The organism is Lysinibacillus sp. NPDC093712 (genome assembly GCF_050280025.1).
Taxonomy (GTDB): domain Bacteria; phylum Bacillota; class Bacilli; order Bacillales_A; family Planococcaceae; genus Lysinibacillus.
Genome location: NZ_JBNNUU010000003.1, coordinates 246039 through 264905 on the forward strand (window position 1 = coordinate 246039; position 18867 = coordinate 264905).

Annotated in this window: 19 protein-coding genes; 2 read left to right on the forward strand and 17 right to left on the reverse strand. The window is 38.9% G+C overall.

The window, feature by feature from the left end; all coding sequences use genetic code 11:
* Nucleotides 1-256: 256 nt before the first annotated feature.
* The 14 genes from acpP to ACQKNX_RS13935 form a co-directional block, all read right to left on the reverse strand.
* Nucleotides 257-493 carry an acyl carrier protein gene (gene acpP / locus ACQKNX_RS13870; protein ID WP_340825875.1) on the reverse strand — a complete coding sequence of 79 codons (237 nt, stop codon included), beginning with the start codon at nucleotides 491-493 and terminating at the stop codon, nucleotides 257-259.
* Between the two features lie 60 nt (nucleotides 494-553).
* Nucleotides 554-1300: a 3-oxoacyl-[acyl-carrier-protein] reductase gene (fabG, locus tag ACQKNX_RS13875; RefSeq protein ID WP_401020407.1), complete on the reverse strand. Its 747-nt coding sequence runs from the start codon at nucleotides 1298-1300 to the stop codon at nucleotides 554-556.
* Complete coding sequence (gene fabD, locus ACQKNX_RS13880; RefSeq protein WP_427429374.1) at nucleotides 1293-2246, reverse strand: ACP S-malonyltransferase; 954 nt, start codon at nucleotides 2244-2246, stop codon at nucleotides 1293-1295. Before fabD ends, fabG begins: the two co-directional genes overlap by 8 nt.
* Nucleotides 2247-2265: 19 nt before the next feature.
* The gene (gene plsX / locus ACQKNX_RS13885) at nucleotides 2266-3258 is read right to left on the reverse strand and encodes a phosphate acyltransferase PlsX (RefSeq protein ID WP_427429375.1); all 993 of its coding nucleotides are present in this window, start codon (nucleotides 3256-3258) and stop codon (nucleotides 2266-2268) included.
* 2 nt (nucleotides 3259-3260) lie between these two features.
* Nucleotides 3261-3833 (reverse strand): transcription factor FapR, encoded by a 573-nt coding sequence (gene fapR / locus ACQKNX_RS13890; RefSeq protein WP_340825879.1) that lies wholly within the window; start codon nucleotides 3831-3833, stop codon nucleotides 3261-3263.
* 132 nt (nucleotides 3834-3965) lie between these two features.
* Complete coding sequence (gene recG / locus ACQKNX_RS13895; protein ID WP_427429376.1) at nucleotides 3966-6011, reverse strand: ATP-dependent DNA helicase RecG; 2046 nt, start codon at nucleotides 6009-6011, stop codon at nucleotides 3966-3968.
* Between the two features lie 604 nt (nucleotides 6012-6615).
* Complete coding sequence (gene sdaAA / locus ACQKNX_RS13900; RefSeq protein WP_427429377.1) at nucleotides 6616-7536, reverse strand: L-serine ammonia-lyase, iron-sulfur-dependent, subunit alpha; 921 nt, start codon at nucleotides 7534-7536, stop codon at nucleotides 6616-6618.
* A gap of 11 nt (nucleotides 7537-7547) precedes the next feature.
* Complete coding sequence (gene sdaAB, locus ACQKNX_RS13905) at nucleotides 7548-8210, reverse strand: L-serine ammonia-lyase, iron-sulfur-dependent subunit beta (RefSeq protein WP_173477792.1); 663 nt, start codon at nucleotides 8208-8210, stop codon at nucleotides 7548-7550.
* A 350-nt stretch (nucleotides 8211-8560) separates the two neighbouring features.
* Nucleotides 8561-10210 carry a DAK2 domain-containing protein gene (locus ACQKNX_RS13910; protein WP_427429378.1) on the reverse strand — a complete coding sequence of 550 codons (1650 nt, stop codon included), beginning with the start codon at nucleotides 10208-10210 and terminating at the stop codon, nucleotides 8561-8563.
* Nucleotides 10211-10228: 18 nt separating this feature from the next.
* A complete protein-coding gene (locus ACQKNX_RS13915) occupies nucleotides 10229-10591 on the reverse strand; it encodes an Asp23/Gls24 family envelope stress response protein (RefSeq protein WP_024362072.1) in 363 nt (120 codons plus the stop codon).
* Nucleotides 10592-11121: 530 nt separating this feature from the next.
* Nucleotides 11122-12726, reverse strand: coding sequence for a M20/M25/M40 family metallo-hydrolase (locus ACQKNX_RS13920; RefSeq protein WP_427429379.1), 1605 nt, complete (start codon nucleotides 12724-12726; stop codon nucleotides 11122-11124).
* Between the two features lie 53 nt (nucleotides 12727-12779).
* A complete protein-coding gene (locus ACQKNX_RS13925) occupies nucleotides 12780-14156 on the reverse strand; it encodes an amino acid permease (RefSeq protein WP_427429670.1) in 1377 nt (458 codons plus the stop codon).
* A 158-nt stretch (nucleotides 14157-14314) separates the two neighbouring features.
* A complete protein-coding gene (locus tag ACQKNX_RS13930) occupies nucleotides 14315-15076 on the reverse strand; it encodes a dimethylarginine dimethylaminohydrolase family protein (RefSeq protein ID WP_427429380.1) in 762 nt (253 codons plus the stop codon).
* Nucleotides 15077-15094: 18 nt separating this feature from the next.
* The gene (locus tag ACQKNX_RS13935; RefSeq protein ID WP_427429381.1) at nucleotides 15095-15967 is read right to left on the reverse strand and encodes a dimethylarginine dimethylaminohydrolase family protein; all 873 of its coding nucleotides are present in this window, start codon (nucleotides 15965-15967) and stop codon (nucleotides 15095-15097) included.
* Between the two features lie 204 nt (nucleotides 15968-16171).
* Here ACQKNX_RS13935 and ACQKNX_RS13940 point away from each other — a divergent pair, with 204 nt between their 5' ends.
* Together ACQKNX_RS13940 and rpmB are read left to right on the forward strand one after the other, a co-directional pair.
* The gene (locus ACQKNX_RS13940; protein ID WP_427429382.1) at nucleotides 16172-16912 is read left to right on the forward strand and encodes an IclR family transcriptional regulator; all 741 of its coding nucleotides are present in this window, start codon (nucleotides 16172-16174) and stop codon (nucleotides 16910-16912) included.
* Between the two features lie 208 nt (nucleotides 16913-17120).
* Nucleotides 17121-17309, forward strand: a complete 189-nt coding sequence (gene rpmB, locus ACQKNX_RS13945; RefSeq protein ID WP_340825892.1) for a 50S ribosomal protein L28 — start codon at nucleotides 17121-17123, stop codon at nucleotides 17307-17309.
* Nucleotides 17310-17424: 115 nt separating this feature from the next.
* Here the strand turns inward: rpmB and spoVM are convergent, their stop codons facing one another.
* Genes spoVM through rpe form a run of 3 tightly spaced genes read right to left on the reverse strand, consistent with a single transcriptional unit; the run spans nucleotide 17425 to nucleotide 18866 of the window.
* Complete coding sequence (gene spoVM / locus ACQKNX_RS13950) at nucleotides 17425-17529, reverse strand: stage V sporulation protein SpoVM (RefSeq protein WP_401020558.1); 105 nt, start codon at nucleotides 17527-17529, stop codon at nucleotides 17425-17427.
* A gap of 18 nt (nucleotides 17530-17547) precedes the next feature.
* The gene (locus ACQKNX_RS13955; protein WP_427429383.1) at nucleotides 17548-18201 is read right to left on the reverse strand and encodes a thiamine diphosphokinase; all 654 of its coding nucleotides are present in this window, start codon (nucleotides 18199-18201) and stop codon (nucleotides 17548-17550) included.
* The gene (rpe, locus tag ACQKNX_RS13960; protein ID WP_401009506.1) at nucleotides 18198-18866 is read right to left on the reverse strand and encodes a ribulose-phosphate 3-epimerase; all 669 of its coding nucleotides are present in this window, start codon (nucleotides 18864-18866) and stop codon (nucleotides 18198-18200) included. Before rpe ends, ACQKNX_RS13955 begins: the two co-directional genes overlap by 4 nt.
* Nucleotide 18867: the final 1 nt, after the last annotated feature.

Genomic DNA, 18867 nt, shown 5'->3' on the forward strand with positions numbered 1-18867 from the left:
CTTTTTCAAGGCATTTATGCAAAAGTATTTCGGCTGAAATACAATGTTTTGGAAGTTTTAACGTAATTTTTTAACAAAAATAAAAAAAGGCACGCAAATCGTTCGAAAAACGAACCATTTCGTACCTTTAAAATACATCAAAGCATAAAATGCTTTTGCGATTATGCTTTGATGTAAGTATTACAATGTAATCAGATTTTTAATATGCAACCTCAAAAGGCTGCGTTCGAAATCTATAACATCTGCCAAGAGGCGATTAGTTAATTTTACCTTCGATGTATGAAATAGCAGAACCTACTGTTGTGATTTTTTCAGCATCTTCATCAGAAATTTCCATATCGAATTCGTCTTCAAGCTCCATAACAAGCTCAACAACGTCTAATGAGTCAGCACCTAAATCATCACGGAAAGAAGCTTCTAATGTTACTTCACTTTCTTCAACACCTAAACGGTCCACGATTACTTTTGTTACGCGTTCTAATACTGTAGTCAAAACTTTCACCTCCCCTCAAATGATTATACAAAAAATTTATATTTATGCTATAGCATAATATTACATTACCATGCCACCGTCAATATGTAGCGTTTGGCCTGTCATATAGTTTGCATCATCAGAAGCTAAAAACACAACAGCTTTCGCAATATCCTCTGGTTGCCCTAGTTTAGCAAGTGGAATTTGCGTAAGCATACCTTGTTTTAAATCTTCTGGAAGCTGTTCAGTCATTTCTGTTTCAATAAAGCCTGGTGCAATCGCATTAACTAAAATATTACGTGATGCAAGTTCCTTAGCAGTTGTTTTTGTTAAGCCAATTACGCCCGCTTTTGCCGCTACATAGTTAGCTTGCCCAGCATTGCCTGCTACTCCAACGATAGAAGAAATATTGATAATACGGCCTGCACGTTGCTTCATCATTTGACGAGTTACAGCTTTTGTACAAAGGAATACACCTTTTAAGTTTGTATTAAGAACATCGTCCCATTCGTCTTCCTTCATTCGCATTAATAAATTATCGCGTGTAATACCTGCATTATTAACTAAAATATCAAGTGAACCAAATGTTTTGACTGCTGCATCCATTAAAGCAGTTACTTCTTCTGTTTTTGAAACACTTGCCTGGACAGCAAGCGCTTCGCCACCATTTGCTTGAATTGCCGCAACAACTTCTTCTGCTTTTGCTTGTGAGCCACTATAGTTTACGATAACCTTTGCACCTTCATCAGCAAGCTTTAACGCAATCGCACGTCCGATTCCTCGTGAAGCACCTGTTACAACTGCAACTTTACCTTCTAATTTACGCATTGATTGACCACTCCTTCGACGCTTCTAATACTGCTTCTAATGAAGCTTCATCATATACACAATACGTTGCCAATGAACGATCTATTTTCTTTACTAAGCCACTTAAAACTTTACCAGGTCCACACTCGATGAAAACATCGACGCCTTGAGCAATCATTTCACGAACGGACGCTTCCCATTGTACAGCGCTATAAACCTGTTCCACTAATTCCTGTTGAATAGCTGGCACATCTAGCAATTCTTTTGCTTTAACGTTGCCAATTACAGGGATTTGTGGTGCTGATAACGTAATATCTGCTAATGTTGCTTGTAATTGACTAGACGATGGTCGCATTAATTCTGAATGGAAAGGTCCACTTACTACTAATGGAATCGCGCGTTTAGCACCCGCTTCTTTAGCAACGACTGAAGCCTTGTCAACGCCTTCTTTTGTTCCAGAAATAACGATTTGTCCTGGACAGTTAACGTTTGCAACTTGTACTACATCGCCATCAGCAGTTACTTTTGCAGTCACTTCATGCAATACATCAAGCTCCATCCCAAGAATAGCAGCCATTGCACCTTGCCCTGCTGGCACCGCTTCGTTCATAAATAAACCACGTTTATGAACAATAGTAACAGCATCTTCAAACGATAATACGCCTGCGATAACTAATGCACCATATTCTCCAAGTGAGTGACCAGCAGCATAATTTGGTGTAATGCCTGCAGCACGTAATTTCTCAGCGACCATAACGCCTGTCGTTAATAACGCTGGCTGTGCATGATATGTTAGCGTTAACTCTTCAGCAGGTCCCTCTAACATTAATTTAGACAAGTCAAACCCAAGTGTCTTGTCAGCATTTTCGTAAAAGGCTTTACTTTCTTGCGAGTTGCTTACAAATTCTTGGCCCATACCAACCGCTTGAGAGCCTTGGCCTGGAAATATAAATGCGATTTTCGTCATTTCTTATTAATCCCCTTTGTTAGTCAATTTCTAAGTGACGTACTGTATCTGTTATCGTTGAAATAACTGTATGCTCTACCATCGTATTTGCCTGACGTATTGCACTGAAGATTGCTTTTGCATTCGATGATCCATGTGCTTTAATAACAGGCGCTTGTAAACCAAACAAACCTGCACCGCCATACTCTGTGTAGTCCATTTTATTTTTTAAGTCACGTAAATTACTTTTCATAAGTACTGCTGAAATCTTTGTTTTTGTAGAAGACATAAAGGCCTCTTTTAACATCGTAAACAATGCCCCCGCTGTTCCCTCTATCGACTTCAGCACCATATTGCCTGTAAATCCATCTGTTACAACAACATCAGCAACGCCATCGAGTAAATCACGCGCCTCGACATTACCGACAAAATTCAAATCCGCTTCTTTTAGTAAATCAAAAGCTGCCTTTGTTAAGTCATTTCCTTTTTTATCTTCTGTACCGATATTTAACAGTCCAATACGTGGCTTTTGTAGACCGCCTACTTTTTTAGCGTAAATATCACCCATAATCGCATATTGCAGTAAATGCTCTGGTCGTGCATCAGCATTTGCCCCTAGGTCTAGCATTAAAAAGCCTTTACCATCAAGCGTCGGCAATGTCGTTGCTAAAGCTGGTCGTGCAATTCCTTCTATACGGCCTACCTTAAACAAACCACCTGCCATAAGTGCGCCTGTATTGCCAGCTGAAAGACATGCATCAGCTGTTCCTTTTTCAACCGCATCCATCATTTTTGCCATTGATGAATCCTTTTTACGTCGTACAGCACGAGCAGGATCATCCGTCCCTGCAACCACTTCTTCACAGTGGATAACTGTTAAGCGATCGTGCATTTTTAAAAATGGGTCGAGCTTTTCTTGCTGTCCATATAATTGAATTTCCAAATTTGGAATTTGTTCTAATGCTAATAATGCACCTTCCACTACTGATTTCGGTGCATTGTCGCCACCCATTCCATCAAGTGCTAATTTCATTATTATTCACCTTTACCTTTCGTGCGGTACATATCAAATTCACCAACAAAAACAGTTTCACCATTCACAGTAGATATAATCTCTACTTTCGTACGATGGCGTTCATCATCTCTTCCGACAACGACCGCCTTAGTTATAACACGATTTCCGGCTCTTACAGGTTTCACAAAAGTAATATTGGAGTGCACTGTTAAAGCCAGCTCATCATCAATAACCGCTACAGCTAATGAGTTTGCCTGTGCAAATAAATGATGTCCACGCGCAATGCCATTGCGCTGGAAAACATGCTCTTCTTTTACATCAAATATAGATAATGCACGATTATCTAGTTCTATATCAATAATTTCACCGATTACTTCATCAATCGGTAATGATTTCACTTCATTTTCATAGGTTTTCGAAGCCACATCTTTAATTCGTTCACGCAATTCTGGAATTGCTAATTCCATACGATCTAAACGAATTGTTTGAACACTTACCTGAAATTCCGACGCGAGTTGTTCATCTGTGACGAATGGATTTTCCGCAATCGTTTCAGATAATAATCGCTGTCGCTCTTTTTTCGTTCGTCTCAACGTCATTCGCCACCTTTTGAGTTGTTATTAGCACTTGGTACTAATATCAGTATATAGAGTATAAAAAAAGAATGCAAGACTTGTTTTCAAAAACAAGCACTCGCATTCCTTGTAGTACAACATTAAATACCACTAATCAAATCGATCACCTTGAAGCACACCAGACTTTTCAAGCATCTCACGTAAATATTGATACGTTTCATCATGCCAAAATGCCTCTGTTTCAATCATTTCAGTAGCATCTTTTCGCGCTGTCTCAAGCGTCCTATAGTCATGTACTAAATCGGCAACTTTAAAGTCAGGCAAGCCACTTTGCTTACGTCCAAAGAAATCACCTGGTCCCCGTAGCTCCAAATCTTTTTCTGCAAGTCGGAAACCGTCATTTGTTTCAGTCATAGACTGCATTCGCTCTTTTCCTTCATCAGATTTTGGATCAGCGATTAATACACAGTAGGATTGATGCTCACCACGCCCTACACGACCGCGAAGCTGATGTAGCTGCGCTAAACCAAAACGTTCTGCATCGTATACAACCATAAACGTTGCATTCGGCACATTTACCCCGACTTCAACAACTGTCGTAGATACCAATACTTGTATGTCCCCTTCACTAAAATCACGCATCACAGCATCTTTTTCATCCGCTGGTAGGCGGCCATGCATTAAGCCAACTTTGTAGCGACCATTAAAATACGAGGCGAGCTGCTCATAAATTTCCACTGCATTTTGGACATCCAATTTATCCGATTCTTCAATTAGCGGACAAATAGCATATGCCTGTCTACCTGCTTGAAGCTCTAGCTCTAGTTTGGACAGTACAGAACCAAGCTGTTCTTTTTTCATCCAATGCGTTTCAATTTCTTTACGCCCCGCTGGCATTTCATCAATCAACGAAACGTCCATTTCACCAAAGGCTGTAATCGAAAGTGTTCGTGGAATAGGTGTTGCGGTCATAAAGAGCACATCAGGGTTTTCACCTTTATCACGTAAAATCCTTCGTTGTTCTACGCCAAAGCGATGCTGTTCATCCGTTATTACAAAGCCAAGTCTATTAAATATTACATCTGGCTGTATGAGTGCATGCGTTCCTATCACAATATCTATTTCACCATCCGCAAGTGCAGCTAATAATAGACGTCGCTCTTTTGTTTTCGTTGAGCCCGACAATAACGCTACACGTACACCAAATGGCTCAAACCATTCTAATAAGTTTTCAGCATGTTGCTCAGCTAAAATTTCCGTTGGTGCCATTAGCGCTCCTTGAAATCCAGCCGTCACAGCGGCATATAAACAAATCGCGGCAACTACCGTTTTTCCCGAACCAACATCCCCTTGTAGTAAACGATTCATACGATGTGGTTCTTTTAAATCCTTGCAAATTTCATTAACAACTCGCTTTTGTGCTCCAGTTAATTCATATGGTAATGAAGCGATAAATGCACGTACCTTTTGCAAGTCAAATTGTATTATCGTACCACGTTCATTATCCTTACGAATTTTTCGTAACGCTTGAATACGAAGCTGAAAGTTTAATAATTCCTCATAAGCAAATCGCCTTCTTGCCTGTTTGGCGTGTTCAGCATCTAGTGGAAAATGAATACCTTCAAGACCATCACGAATTGAGACAAGCTTGTAGGCCTCCAGCAAATGTTGTGGAATCGCATCTGGAAGCTCTCCACCAAAATCATCTAACACTTGCCGCATATATTTGCGAAAACGTTTTTGCGGTATTAAACCTTTGAGGCTATAAACAGGTTCAAAGTCTACTTGGTCTATTTTCGGGCCAAATGTGACTGTTGTACCGTTAATCACTTGTCTGCCTCTATCCCATTTCCCCGTTACAGTCACAATAGTACCTGGTACAAGCTTTTGCTTTAAATAGTTTTGATTAAAAAATACTACCTTTACTAAATGTCGACCAGCGAGCACTGTCACCTGCAAGCGAGATTTATTGCGCCCTAAAAACAATACAGTCGGCTCACGCTCTACTTTACATTCAACAGTCACACGTTCATTATGAGGTGTTTGTGCTAAATCCTTTAAGCGAAAATCCTCATGTCGATGTGGGAATGTCCACAAAAAATCATTTATCGTTTCAATACCTAATGTTTCTAAGTGTGCTGCGGTTTCTTTCCCAACTCCTTTTAATTCGGAGACAGGACTGGTTAATTCAGTCACCTTTCACTTCAGCCCCTTTGAGTAGTCCCAATACGAGTACCATACCTGTTAGCGTACACGTATTTAAACTGTCGTTAATCAAAAGAGCCTACCTCCCTTCTGTTCAAATCATCGTTAGCTCCCATAGATCGTAAGCATTTTATATTCTATATACAGCACTTTTCTTCTTAACTGTATCATAAAATTTTTCATTCGTGTCGTCACAGTAACTACGAAATGCATATGTACACTTGCTACGGCTAGGCTTCTATCGGCGATTTCTTCGAATTTACCAGCGATTCATGGACTTCTACCGGCGATTTCTTCGGGTTTACCGGCGATTCATGGACTTCTATCGGCGATTTCTTCGAATTTACCAGCGATTCATGGACTTCTACCGGCGATTTCTTCGGGTTTACCAGCGATTCATGGACTTCTATCGGCGATTTCTTCGGGTTTACCGGCGATTCATGGACTTCTACCGGCGATTTCTTAGGGTTTACCAGCGATTCATGGACCCTCAGTAAGTGCCCTTTGCTAAATTTTATCTATAGCAAAAAAGCGTTAAATTGATTGTAGTCAATTTAACACTTTCTCTTTTTTAGGCCAGCAACTTTTTCATAGTTTACTCTACTGCTAAACCTGCTTTTAGTATGCTTTGTAAATCACCATTATTAAGAATAGCATTGCTGATAGCTTTTCCTGTTGGCGTTGCAGCTAAGCCACCACGTGCTGTTTCTTTCAAGTTCGGGCTCATCGACTGACCAATGCGATACATCGCACCAATGACTTCATCGCACGGAATACGACTTGTGACACCTGCTAACGCCATATCTGCGGCAACAAGAGAATTCGCTGCACCCATTGCATTACGTTTAACACAAGGCACCTCAACTAATCCAGCTACTGGATCACAAACAAGTCCGAGCATATTTTTTAATGTAATTGCAAATGCTTCTGAACATTGCTGTGGCGTTCCACCTGCCATCTCCACGATAGCCGCCGCAGCCATACCAGCAGCTGAACCAACTTCAGCCTGACAACCACCTTCTGCACCTGAAATTGAAGCATTATTTGCTACAACAAAGCCAAATGCACCCGAAGTAAATAAATAGCGAATCATTTGTTCACGCGTTGGATTTAGTTTATTTTTCACCGCAAATAAAGTACCTGGCACAACTCCCGCTGAACCCGCTGTAGGTGTTGCACAAATGGTACCCATTGCAGCGTTCACTTCATTTGTCGCAACCGCTTTACTAACAGCGTCTAATAATAAATCCCCTGATAGCGATTTTCCTTGTGTAATATAATTTTGAAGTAGTACGGCGTCTCCACCCGTTAAGCCTGTTACAGACTGTACTCCTTGCAAGCCTCGTTCTACCGCTTCTTCCATCACTGTTAAGTTCTGGTCCATCTGTTGCATAATTTCTTCTCGCGTGCGTCCGCTAATTAACATTTCCTGCTCAATCATTAGCTCAGAAATTAGCTTTTCTTCCTGTTCTGCTCGTTCTACAAGCTCACGTACATTATGAAATAACACTTCCATAGAGACACCCCCTAGTTATTAATTCTCGACACTTTCGTAATATGTGGTATTAATGAAATTTGTTGAAGTACTTTTTCCTCAATATTTTGATCAATCTCAATGACCATTAGTGCCGTTAAACCACGTTCAATACGTGAAACTTCCATATGCCCAATATTGACATTGTGCATCGCTAAGCAATTCGCAACATTGGCAATACAGCCAGCACGATCATCGTGAACAACAAGGATGGCTGGCATTCCACCTGTTAAACGAAGTTTGAAGCCATTGACCTCACTTACTTCAATTTTTCCGCCACCGATTGAAATGCCGACAATAGACATTTCTCCTTCATCATCACCGAACACTAGTCTAGCTGTGTTCGGATGCTCTGTATTCGCAGTTTCCGGAATAAACTCGTATTCCAATCCGGCCTTTTCCGCATGTTCAAAAGCCGTTTTAATGCGTTCATCAAATGTATCAAAATCTAATAAACCACCAATTATTGCTACATCTGTCCCATGCCCTCTATACGTTTCAGCAAATGATCCATAGAGATGGATTTTCACCCATTTCGGTTGTCTGCCAAATAAATCTCTTGCTACCCGTCCAATACGCGCTGCACCTGCTGTATGAGAAGATGATGGACCAATCATAACGGGTCCAATAATATCAAAAACTGATGTAAACTTCATACAAGCACCCCTCTATTCTATTCGTATAATAATTTTACATTTAGTTATATCATGCTTGATAGTTACTATAAAAGTAAAGCACTACATTTATCAACTTTCAGAAAATTAACACGACTATAATTTATAACGTATTTATATTATCCTTTTTTTGTCCACTCTATAAATACACACTTTCCAACAAGTTGATATCCCAGTATTTTCAAAATAAATGTCCTCTGTAGAAATACATAAAACTATCTATTTTGTTCATTTCGTGTTATTCCCTACATGTTGTATTCCTTTTACCATAAACAAAAGCAGTACACAACTTGTGCACTGCTTCGCCTACTCGTTTACTCAGTAACCATAGATTATTCTACCGAAATAATATATGGATATAATCCTTGTTTACCGTTAAATAACTCCACTTCTACATCTGGATAGTTATCTTCGATAAATTGGATTAATTCAGAGGCATTTTCTTCAGAAGTATCTTCTCCGTAAATAACCGTAACGATTTCAGTATTCGCATCTACTAAATCTGTAATTACTTTCTCAGCAGCATCTTTTAATGCTGGTGTAGATAGCACAATTTTCCCTTCAGCAAGTGCCATAAAATCGTCTTTATGAATTTCTACGCCATCAATAGACGTATCACGCACTGCATAAGTTACTTGACCTGTTTTTACATGAGCAAATGCTTCTGTCATCGTTGATTGGTTTGTTTTAACCGTTGCTTCTGGATTGAATGAAAGAATAGCAGCCATCCCTTGAGGAATAGTTTTTGTCGCTACAACTGCCGCTTCAATATCCAATAGCTCTACAGCTTGTTCAGCTGCCATTACGATATTTTTGTTGTTTGGTAAAATGAGTACTTTTTCTGCGCCAATTTCCTGAACAGCCTTAACAATGTCTTCTGTTGAAGGATTCATCGTTTGTCCGCCTTCAATAACATAAGAAGCACCGATTGAGCGTAATAAGCCAGCTACACCTTCTCCCATCGCAATCGTTACAATGGCATATGGGTGCTTTTCAGCTTTTTTTGCTGGAGCTGATGCTTTGTAGTCTTCACCAACAATAGCCGAATGCTGCTCACGCATATTATCAACTTTTATTTTAATAAGGCTACCGTATTTTTGACCCATCGCTAAAACTGCGCCCGGTTGCTCTGAATGAATATGCACTTTAGCAATTTCTTCATCTGAAATAACAAGTAAAGAATCACCTAATGGATTTAATTCATTGCGGAATTGCTCCTCGCTAAATGGCTCTTTTCCTTCTTCCAAACGAACCATAATTTCCGTACAATAACCAAATTCAATATCCGCGGTATTCATAAAATCTTGTGCTCTATGATGTTCTGCATTAATTAAATCGTCTAATGTTGCATCATTTTTTTCCGGTAAAGGCTCACCCTTTAAAGAAGCTAAAAAGCCTTCATAGACAAATAGCAATCCTTGACCGCCACTATCCACAACACCTACTTCTTTTAATACAGGTAAAAGGTCAGGTGTACGCTGTAGCGAAGCCTTTGCTTCTTCAGTAAATGCTTCCATCACAGCGATGATATCGTTTTCACTTTCAGCAACTTCAACACCTTTTTTTGCCGCTTCACGCGCAACAGTTAAGATTGTTCCTTCAACTGGCTTCATCACCGCTTTATAAGCAGTATCTACACCAGCTTGGAATGCACCAGCAAAAGCTTTTGCATCAATCGCTGCATCTTTTTCTACAAATTTTCCAAATCCACGGAAAAGTTGTGATAAGATAACACCCGAATTCCCACGAGCGCCCATTAGTAATCCTTTTGATAAAGCTTGCGCCGTTTTCCCAATATGTTCTGATGCTTGTAATTCTGTTTCTTTGGCACCAGATGTCATCGATAAGTTCATGTTTGTCCCTGTATCCCCATCTGGTACTGGAAATACATTTAAAGAATCTACATAATTTGCATTTTGATATAGGTGATGTGCACCCATTTGTACCATTTCAGCAAATTTTAATCCGTCTATAGACCGCATTCGATTTTGTTCCTCCTCTTACTCATTCGCTACACGAACGCCCTGCACAAAGATATTGACAGATTTTACGCTCATACCTAATGTTTTATCTACTGTATATTTCACTTTCGATTGTACTTGATAAGCAACTTCCGAAATTTTAGTCCCGTAACTAACAATAATGTACATATCAATATGTAAATCTTCTTCTTGTTGTCGAATTACAACACCTTTTGCAAAGTTCTCTTTACGTAAAATATCAGTTAGACCATCACGAATCTGATGTTTTGATGCCATGCCAACAATACCGTAGCATTCTATAGCAGCGCCACCAGCAATCTGTGCAAGTACATCAGTTGAAATATCAATTTGGCCGAATTCGTTATTTAATTCAATTGACATAGAAATGCCCCCTTGGCTCTTTTTGACTAAATTATATTGTACCACTTTGGGTATACATTAAGCAACCTAAGCTCCCTTGAAAGCGCCTTGTGTCAACGTTTTTAGCGTTTCATCCCACTCTTCATAGTCTACGCTATTTATTGCGAACTAGTCTTTATCGAACTAGTACTAGCTTTGCCCGAAGTTATACTAACAAAACCTATTTTCATTTTTATAAATCAAACTTCCTTTCCACGCATAAAAAAGCTGATGTATTTAAACATCAGCTTCAGGCATTAATTGTTTAAGTGCCTGGTACTTCGAAAGGTACCTAGCATATTTTCGGCTCCTAAATCGTAAAAATCCACTTCGCTTTCCACGGGCACGACGTAAACCGCAACTTGCTTGCGCGAGGAATGCCCGCGTCTTACATTGCTTGCGTTCCTACAGGAATTTACGTGGATTTTTACTTGTTCAGTCATAAATATATGATTAGCATGAAAATTGTTTGAGTGCCTGGCACCTTCTATATGGCACCTTCTATAAAATTATCAATATAAGCTTTTAATAAGTGTTTCAATCATAACAGGCATTTCTTTAAATGCGCTATCAACATGTAACCTTTCTGTCTTTTGATGTGCGTCTTTGCCGAAAGGTCCAACATTTAGCACCGGGCCTTTCAAATCAGCCATCGCTTCAAATGGAACACTATACGTATCACCATAAACAGGCGTGTTTCGCTCAAATGCAGTCCAGCCATTTGAGTCATCTGTATAATTGACATAACTTAAATCACAAATGCCATTGAAATAGTGAATTTGCTCAATTTCAATATCAAATGTTTTAGCTGTTTTCTTCATTAATTCAATTGATTGCTTCACTAACGGATGCTCTGATGAATTGATTGCAGGATAATATGGTGGTGCATACAACAGCACAGTTGCTGGTGTTAGCTCCTGACAACGAATCATTAATTGATCTACAATACGAATCGATTTCTCACGGTCATCCCACAATGTATTTTCTAGAACCTGCTTTTTAATATGCTTCACTTCTTCAGCGCCAAGTTTATTAATAGCATGCTCTAAAACTGTTTCGTAACGAAGTACTCTTACTTCCCCAACACCTTGTACTTTTTCACGCTCACAAATTTTATTGTATTGCATGTTACAAGCAGTCATTGCCTCCAATGCGACTTGTTCAAAAATTTCCATTACCTCAGTTGCTGTTCGCTTCAACAAAAATACATTGTAGAGCGCAGCTGCACGATATGGCGTTTGTGTCGAATACTCCATTTTTAAATCTTTCAATTGTAATGATACAGGCAATGGAGTACTTTCGCCTAAATCCGTTTCACTGAACACCGGATTCCACTCCATATGCTGCGTCATATATGAGGCAATATAGTTTGCTGTCATGCCTTTTAACGGTTCACCTACATGTGTCTCTTTCCCATAAAATAAAGCAGCAGGCATAATTTTTCCTATCGTGCCCGAATAAATATATTCATTAATATCAGAAGGTCCTTGCGAGAACGATGGCTCACTATTTAAAAATAACTTATATGTTAAACCATATTGTTCACGTAGTCTTACTAGCTCGACTACTGCTGCACGCATACCAGCCGAGTTCACTTCTTCATCTGGTACCGCTGTTAAAATAAGATTGATTGGCCATTGTTCAATACTAGCTTTCTCAATCAATTGCATATGCAAAGCAAGCCCCATTTTCATATCCATTGTTCCACGACCAAACAAATAATTGCCTGATTCTAAATCAATTCTTGCCGCTTCTGGTAAATCTTTTTTATATTTTGGCTCCATCAGCTTGCTCGTTAATTCTTCTGGGCGACAGGAAAAAGGTTCAAGCTCTCCATATTCCTCAGTATGAACGGTATCAAAGTGACTAATCAGCACTACTGTTTCCGTTGCCGTTGGATGCTTGTACAACGCTGTTACCGCATGGCGACCTAGTCCTGCGTCATGTAATTCGATATAGTTAGGGTTGTCTTGAAAATAAGTAAGCGTTTGCAGTGTATCTCTTAATTTATAGGCAAATTCATTTTCACCTGGTGTTAATGTTCTGCTTTCCCAACTTACAATTTCACATAATAATGCCCGAAGGTCTTCCGATGTATTCCATAAATATTTGCTCATATTTAAAATCTCCTTTATTCGATAAATGCTTTTCCTATATCAGGAGCATTCCATTATGAATTTATTTTCGCTGTCTCATCAGTATCTGAAGAAACTGTACTTACTTTACTCAATTTCAGCTTATAAAATAGCATACAAGCAACAAAGAACCCTATACCGTATAATAAGCCGATTCGTTGTGTTGGATCGAATGCTAAAAATACGAGAATGACTATACAAAAAACAATACAAAATAGTGGAATTAAAGGATATAGTGGCGTTTTAAATTTCAAATCTGCCACATTACCTCCCCCTTTAACATAACGGTAACGGAACATTAATTGGGACATTGCAATACCCATCCAAGAAATTGTCACCGCAATTCCCGCAATGGACATAAGCAATACAAATACAGCGTCTGCTTCCATCACACTCGTTAGCAAAGATAAAAGCGAAAATAGCATTGTGAAAATAAGCGCATTCAATGGCACTTTATTTTTTGTTAAACGTCCAAAGTACTTTGGAGCCATTCCCTCTTTTGACATCGACCATAGTAATCGTGTTGAAGCATAAAGACATGAGTTACCTACAGATAATATCGCTGTCAAAATAACGAAATTCATAATGCCAGCTGCATAAGGTACACCAGCAATTTTCATCAATGTTACGAAAGGACTTTCAAGAAGCCCAAGTTCTGATGACGGGAAAATCGCAGACAATACAATAATCGAAGCAATATAAAATACAATAATTCTAAAAAGGATTGTACGTATTGCCCTTGGAATGTTCTTTTCTGGATTTTCTGTTTCACCAGCAGCAATACCTACTAGCTCGGAGCCTTGATAAGAGAATATAACATTCATCATTGTTACAAAAATAATTGTAATACCCGCAGGGAATAATCCTGTCGGTGCTAAATTTGTTAAATGCGGTGCTGGACGATCTGCCAGCGGAATCCAGCCAAATATCGCAGCCGCACCAATAATAATAAAGGCAATAACGGCAACTACTTTAATGCTCGCAAACCAGAACTCTGCCTCTGCAAAACCTTTCGTTGTTAAGGCATTTAATGTAAACAAAAGCACCATGAAGACCGCACACCAAATCCAAATAGGTACACTTGGGAACCAATGTTGCATTAATATCCCTGCTGCGGTAAACTCCACCCCTGCGGTGGCGGCAGATCCGACAAAGTACATCCACCCTAAAGAAAAACCTGCTGATGGGCTTATAAAACGTGTTGCATATGTTTGGAAAGAGCCTGTTACGGGCATGTACACTGCCAATTCTCCAAGACAGATCATGACCATATATAAAATAAAGCCTCCAAACAAATAGCCAATTAATGCTCCACCAGGGCCTGCTTGATTGATTGTATAACCTACATTTAAAAATAACCCTGTCCCAATCACTCCACCAAGTGATAGCATCAATAAATGTCGACTCTTCATAGAGCGTTTCAATACATTATTATGCTGTTGTTCCCCTTTGCTCAAAGTGTTTCCCCATTTCCATATGTTGTCAAATTATTAAATATTCAGTTATTTAGAGGATTAAAACACCCAATCAATTTTTCCCCTACAAATTGATTGGGCATATATACATTTAATTAAAAACGAAGGGATAAGCAGCTTAAGCCGCCGTCATGTTTTCTAAACTCAGACATTTCAAGTTCAATTGTTTTATAGCCTAAGTCATTTAATTTACCATTTGTGTCAGGGTAGCCAGCTGGAATAATGACATAGTCATTTACTTGAATGCAGTTCGCTGAATACTCATCTTCTTGTGGAATAACAATTTTTTCATATGATGCAAAAGCAGGGTGATCGATAAACTCTCCAGCAACAACCATACGATTTTGTCCAACGTAAGCAATTCCCGTTTTTAAATGGAAGAATTCTTTCAATGGAATAATCGTAGCTTCATAGCCTTCTTTTTCAACAATCTCTTTAAATTGTCTTGCACCTTCTTCGTTTGTACGATCAGAAATACCTACATAAAATTTCTTTTCTGCTTGTAAAACATCACCACCATCAAGTGTACCTGGCGCTTCGATGTAATATAGTTTGTCATAGAATTTTTTAACTGCTGGTTCGATATCTTCAATTTCACGATTACGCGCTTCCGCTCCTGGATTTGTAATAATAGCAAACTCAGAAGTTAGTACTGCTGTATCTTCTACAAAAGTAGCATCAGGGAAAGCTTCATCTGCCGCTAGTTGTGTAACCTCTACACCACATTTTTTTAAAGCTTCTACATATTGTACGTGCTGCTCAAATAACTTTTCTAAAATAGGTTTTCCTAGATCACTCGTTGTTAAACCGTCTACAAAGCTATTACCTGGATTTTTTACAATGACATTTTTAAACATTTTTATTCGTCTCCTTTTTTATCCTCTGATTACTGGACAAGTTAGACATGTTGGTCCACCTGTTCCTTTTACTGTGATTTCTTCACCTTTATATTCATAAACTGTAGCGCCTGCATCCAATAACCGCTGTTTGGTAGTTGGGTTACCTTCAGGTATAACACATACTCTTGGTGCAAGTGCCAAGACATTACAGCCGAGCGTGTCATATTCATCTTTAGGTACTTCAACTAAGTGAATCCCTCGTTCAATAAGAAGTTGACGGAAAAATACTGGCATTAAACGAGAATGTACTACTGCCAAATCCTTGTCCACCATACTAATAAAGGACATTAGATGTAAGCATTCCGCTTCACCTAAATCATGAGGAAGCTGGACAACGATAAATTCATCAACAACATCCGCCGTCATTTCCTTAATTTGACGAATGGCTTCATCATTTGTGCGATATCCTCGGCCAACAACAAGTGTGCGGTCATCCAGCCAAACAATATCCCCACCATCTGAAACAGCATCGCCAGACAGTTCCCCTATGATTGAAATGCCTTTGCTTTGTAAAAATTCCTTGTATACAGTTGCTTCAGGTTGTCTCAATTTCTTTCCAGATTTCAAAATAATCGCACCATGTGGCGTGAATTTAACAGGATCATGCGCATAAAGCGAATCTAACCCTACATCATCTGAAGCTGGTAAATAATCAATTTGTTCAACATATTTCTCTAGAATTGCTATAAATTCAGCATATTCTGTAAGGGCCTCATTATAGTTAGGTTCTGATAAATAGTTGAAAGTTTTCCATTCATCCGTTAGATGCTCTTGGCTTTTAAAAGCTTCTTTTGGATGTTTGACAATTACGTGTTTTAAAGGTGCATACATGGATGAACAATAATGCATACCTTTCACCCCTTTTCCGTGTAGTGGAAAACGTTTCCGTTAAGAGGAAAGTTTATATAAAAAATATATGCGTTTTATGTTATACTGTCAATATATTTAGAAAAATTTTAATATTAAACAATTTAAAAAGTGCTTACTCATTCGGATTGAACTAGACGTAAACAGAGAATAAAAATACAATATGATATGAGGAGGTGGGACAAAATGCAGTTATTAGAACGTGCAATGACAATTGCTAAAGTGTTAGCTTCAGAAGCAACAGAAGGCAGTTTGTCTATTTCAGAGCTATCCACCAAATGCGATTTACCACTAAGTACATTACATAGAATTTTAAAAGCGATGATTGCACAAGGAATGATTGAACAAGACGAGCAAACGAAACACTACCGCCTTGGAACGATATGGATGGAATTAGGCTTACAAGTGTATGATACGATGGACTATATTAGCAAAATTAGACCCGAATTAGAGCGCCTAGCGAGAGAAGTTGAGGAAAGTGTTTATTTAAGCAAGCCTGCGGGGTTAGATACTATTATTATCGAAAGAATTGATAGTGCAGCAAATCCAATTCGAATTTATGATCAACTCGGTATTCGCATTCCAATGCATATAGGAGCAGCCAATAAAGCATTGTTAGCCTCTATACCTACTGTACAAGCTAAGGAGATTATGAATCAACTAGTCCCTATCGAAGAAATGGCTGATTTGGAAGAACAATTAGAACTAATACGGGAACAAGGCTATGCTATAAGCCACGGTGAACGAACGGCTGGTACTTCTTCAGTCGCTGTAGCTGTTTTTAATGGGTTCGGAGAAATTATAGGTGCTGTTAGTATAGGCTTTGTTAGCTTTAACGTTAGCGACGAACATATCAACTTCCTTATAAAAAGCCTAAAAGAAACAGGAAAACGTGTTTCAACGAAGCTTGGTTACCGCGGGAAGTAATTTATTAGATATACACTGTACAATGAATCTAGTGACCATTGTACAGTGTTTTTTTCATAGCAGATTTTTGTCTGTAAAGGTTTTTTTCTTGAAAGGTTATGTGAAAACTGTTGCACTGAATGACTTCGTATGTTAAATTATTATGGTATGTGAAATACCGAACTGAAATAATAATCTTTCAGCATCAACTGTAAGGAGGGAATACAACATGCCAAAACAATGTGTAATCACTGGACGTAAAGCTCGTACTGGTAACAACCGTTCCCACGCTATGAACGCTAGTAAACGTACTTGGGGCGCTAACCTTCAAAAAGTTCGTATCCTAGTTAACGGTACACCAAAACGTGTATGGGTTTCTACTCGTGCTTTAAAATCAGGTAAAATCGAGCGCGTTTAATAACCGCTTCTAAAAAATCGATTTCGCATATAGCGTAAATCGATTTTTTTCTTTCATTATTTAAGGCAGACTACCAACCGCCTTTATATAGCTATGAAAAAAAATCCGACTGGCATCAGTCGGATTTTTTAGCTTCTTTCTTATCTTTTTTAAATAGGTTAATACACGTACGCGTAATGCTACTAACAACTTTCGGCAATTGGAACGTATATACTTTCAGGACTCTCTCCCCCTTACGCTAATCTATGCTTCTTATCATTAAACATATGCCCTGCGTAAAGGATATAGACCCTAAAGTGCCTATTATTTCATTACTTGTAAATCGACTTGAACCTAATGAAATTTCTTCATTCGTCGTTTCATATTTAACATGTCTTAATGTAACCCCTAGAATAGGTTGCTCATGCGCAAAAAAAGACAAATAGCGATAGCGATCATCCGCTTGAATTGTGTGAGTGCCTGGCACCAAAAACTGCAACATATTAGCATGATTAATAATTTTCAACACAAGTAGGGGATGTTCTATCTGTAAACGATAGATCGAACGAACAGCTGCCTCATAGTGATCTAAACGACCACCTGTAACACCTGTCAACACAATATCGCTAGGGGCATAGGTTAATGCCTTTAAAAGCGCTAAATCCGTATCCGTTTCATTCTTTTCTTCTCGGAAACGCTGAGCATCATTTGCATGCTCCATAACATATTGATATTCCTCTTGTGATAATGAGTCAAAATCGCCAACAATGGCATGTGGTGTAATTCCTTGCTCAATTAAATACAGCGATCCCCGGTCCGCACCGATAAATATGACATCATTTCGCTTATTATACGGCTCAAAGGAACAAAGCTCCTCTCTCGGACCGCCCGCACAAACGACAACAGTGGTCATCCTTTAATCGCAGCCTCACCAGCAGCTAAAATCTCTTGCAGTGCCGCTGTGCGGTCTTCTTTGCTGTATATCGCTGAGCCTGCTACAAAAATTGTTGCCCCTGCTTTTGCACAAGGAACAATTGTTTCTGCATTAATACCACCATCGATTTCAATCGCAACGTCTAAGTTACGCTCTTTAATAATTGTTGATAACGCTTCAATTTTTGGCACAACAGAATGAATGAACTTTTGACCACCAAATCCAGGATTCACTGTCATAAATAACACCATATCAATATCCTCTAAAATGTGTTGAATAGATTCAATTGGTGTATGTGGATTTAAAACCACACCTGGTTTTACTCCATAAGAACGAATCAATTGAATTGTACGATGTAAATGGCGACAAGCTTCTACATGTACTGTAATATAGTCTGCTCCGGCTTTAGCAAATTGTTCAATATATTGATCTGGGTTTTCAATCATTAGATGAACATCTAACGGTAAATCAGTTAAAGGACGAATGGCATCCAACACAATTGAGCCAAATGAAATATTCGGTACAAAATGACCGTCCATCACGTCGATATGAATAAGCTTTGCACCTGCTCGTTCTACGTCTTTAACTTCTTCTCCTAGTTTTGCAAAGTTTGCTGCTAAAATTGATGGTGCTATTTGTATCATG

Coding starts and splice junctions, on each gene's coding strand:
- fabG (WP_401020407.1), bottom strand. CDS start 1,300: ATGCGTAAATTAGAAGGTAAAGTTGCAGTTGTAACAGGTGCTTCACGA.
- fabD (WP_427429374.1), bottom strand. CDS start 2,246: ATGACGAAAATCGCATTTATATTTCCAGGCCAAGGCTCTCAAGCGGTT.
- plsX (WP_427429375.1), bottom strand. CDS start 3,258: ATGAAATTAGCACTTGATGGAATGGGTGGCGACAATGCACCGAAATCA.
- sdaAA (WP_427429377.1), bottom strand. CDS start 7,536: ATGGAAGTGTTATTTCATAATGTACGTGAGCTTGTAGAACGAGCAGAA.
- sdaAB (WP_173477792.1), bottom strand. CDS start 8,210: ATGAAGTTTACATCAGTTTTTGATATTATTGGACCCGTTATGATTGGT.
- ACQKNX_RS13910 (WP_427429378.1), bottom strand. CDS start 10,210: ATGCGGTCTATAGACGGATTAAAATTTGCTGAAATGGTACAAATGGGT.
- ACQKNX_RS13915 (WP_024362072.1), bottom strand. CDS start 10,591: ATGTCAATTGAATTAAATAACGAATTCGGCCAAATTGATATTTCAACT.
- ACQKNX_RS13920 (WP_427429379.1), bottom strand. CDS start 12,726: ATGAGCAAATATTTATGGAATACATCGGAAGACCTTCGGGCATTATTA.
- ACQKNX_RS13925 (WP_427429670.1), bottom strand. CDS start 14,156: ATGAAGAGTCGACATTTATTGATGCTATCACTTGGTGGAGTGATTGGG.
- ACQKNX_RS13930 (WP_427429380.1), bottom strand. CDS start 15,076: ATGTTTAAAAATGTCATTGTAAAAAATCCAGGTAATAGCTTTGTAGAC.
- ACQKNX_RS13935 (WP_427429381.1), bottom strand. CDS start 15,967: ATGCATTATTGTTCATCCATGTATGCACCTTTAAAACACGTAATTGTC.
- ACQKNX_RS13940 (WP_427429382.1), top strand. CDS start 16,172: ATGCAGTTATTAGAACGTGCAATGACAATTGCTAAAGTGTTAGCTTCA.
- rpmB (WP_340825892.1), top strand. CDS start 17,121: ATGCCAAAACAATGTGTAATCACTGGACGTAAAGCTCGTACTGGTAAC.
- ACQKNX_RS13955 (WP_427429383.1), bottom strand. CDS start 18,201: ATGACCACTGTTGTCGTTTGTGCGGGCGGTCCGAGAGAGGAGCTTTGT.
- rpe (WP_401009506.1), bottom strand. CDS start 18,866: ATGATACAAATAGCACCATCAATTTTAGCAGCAAACTTTGCAAAACTA.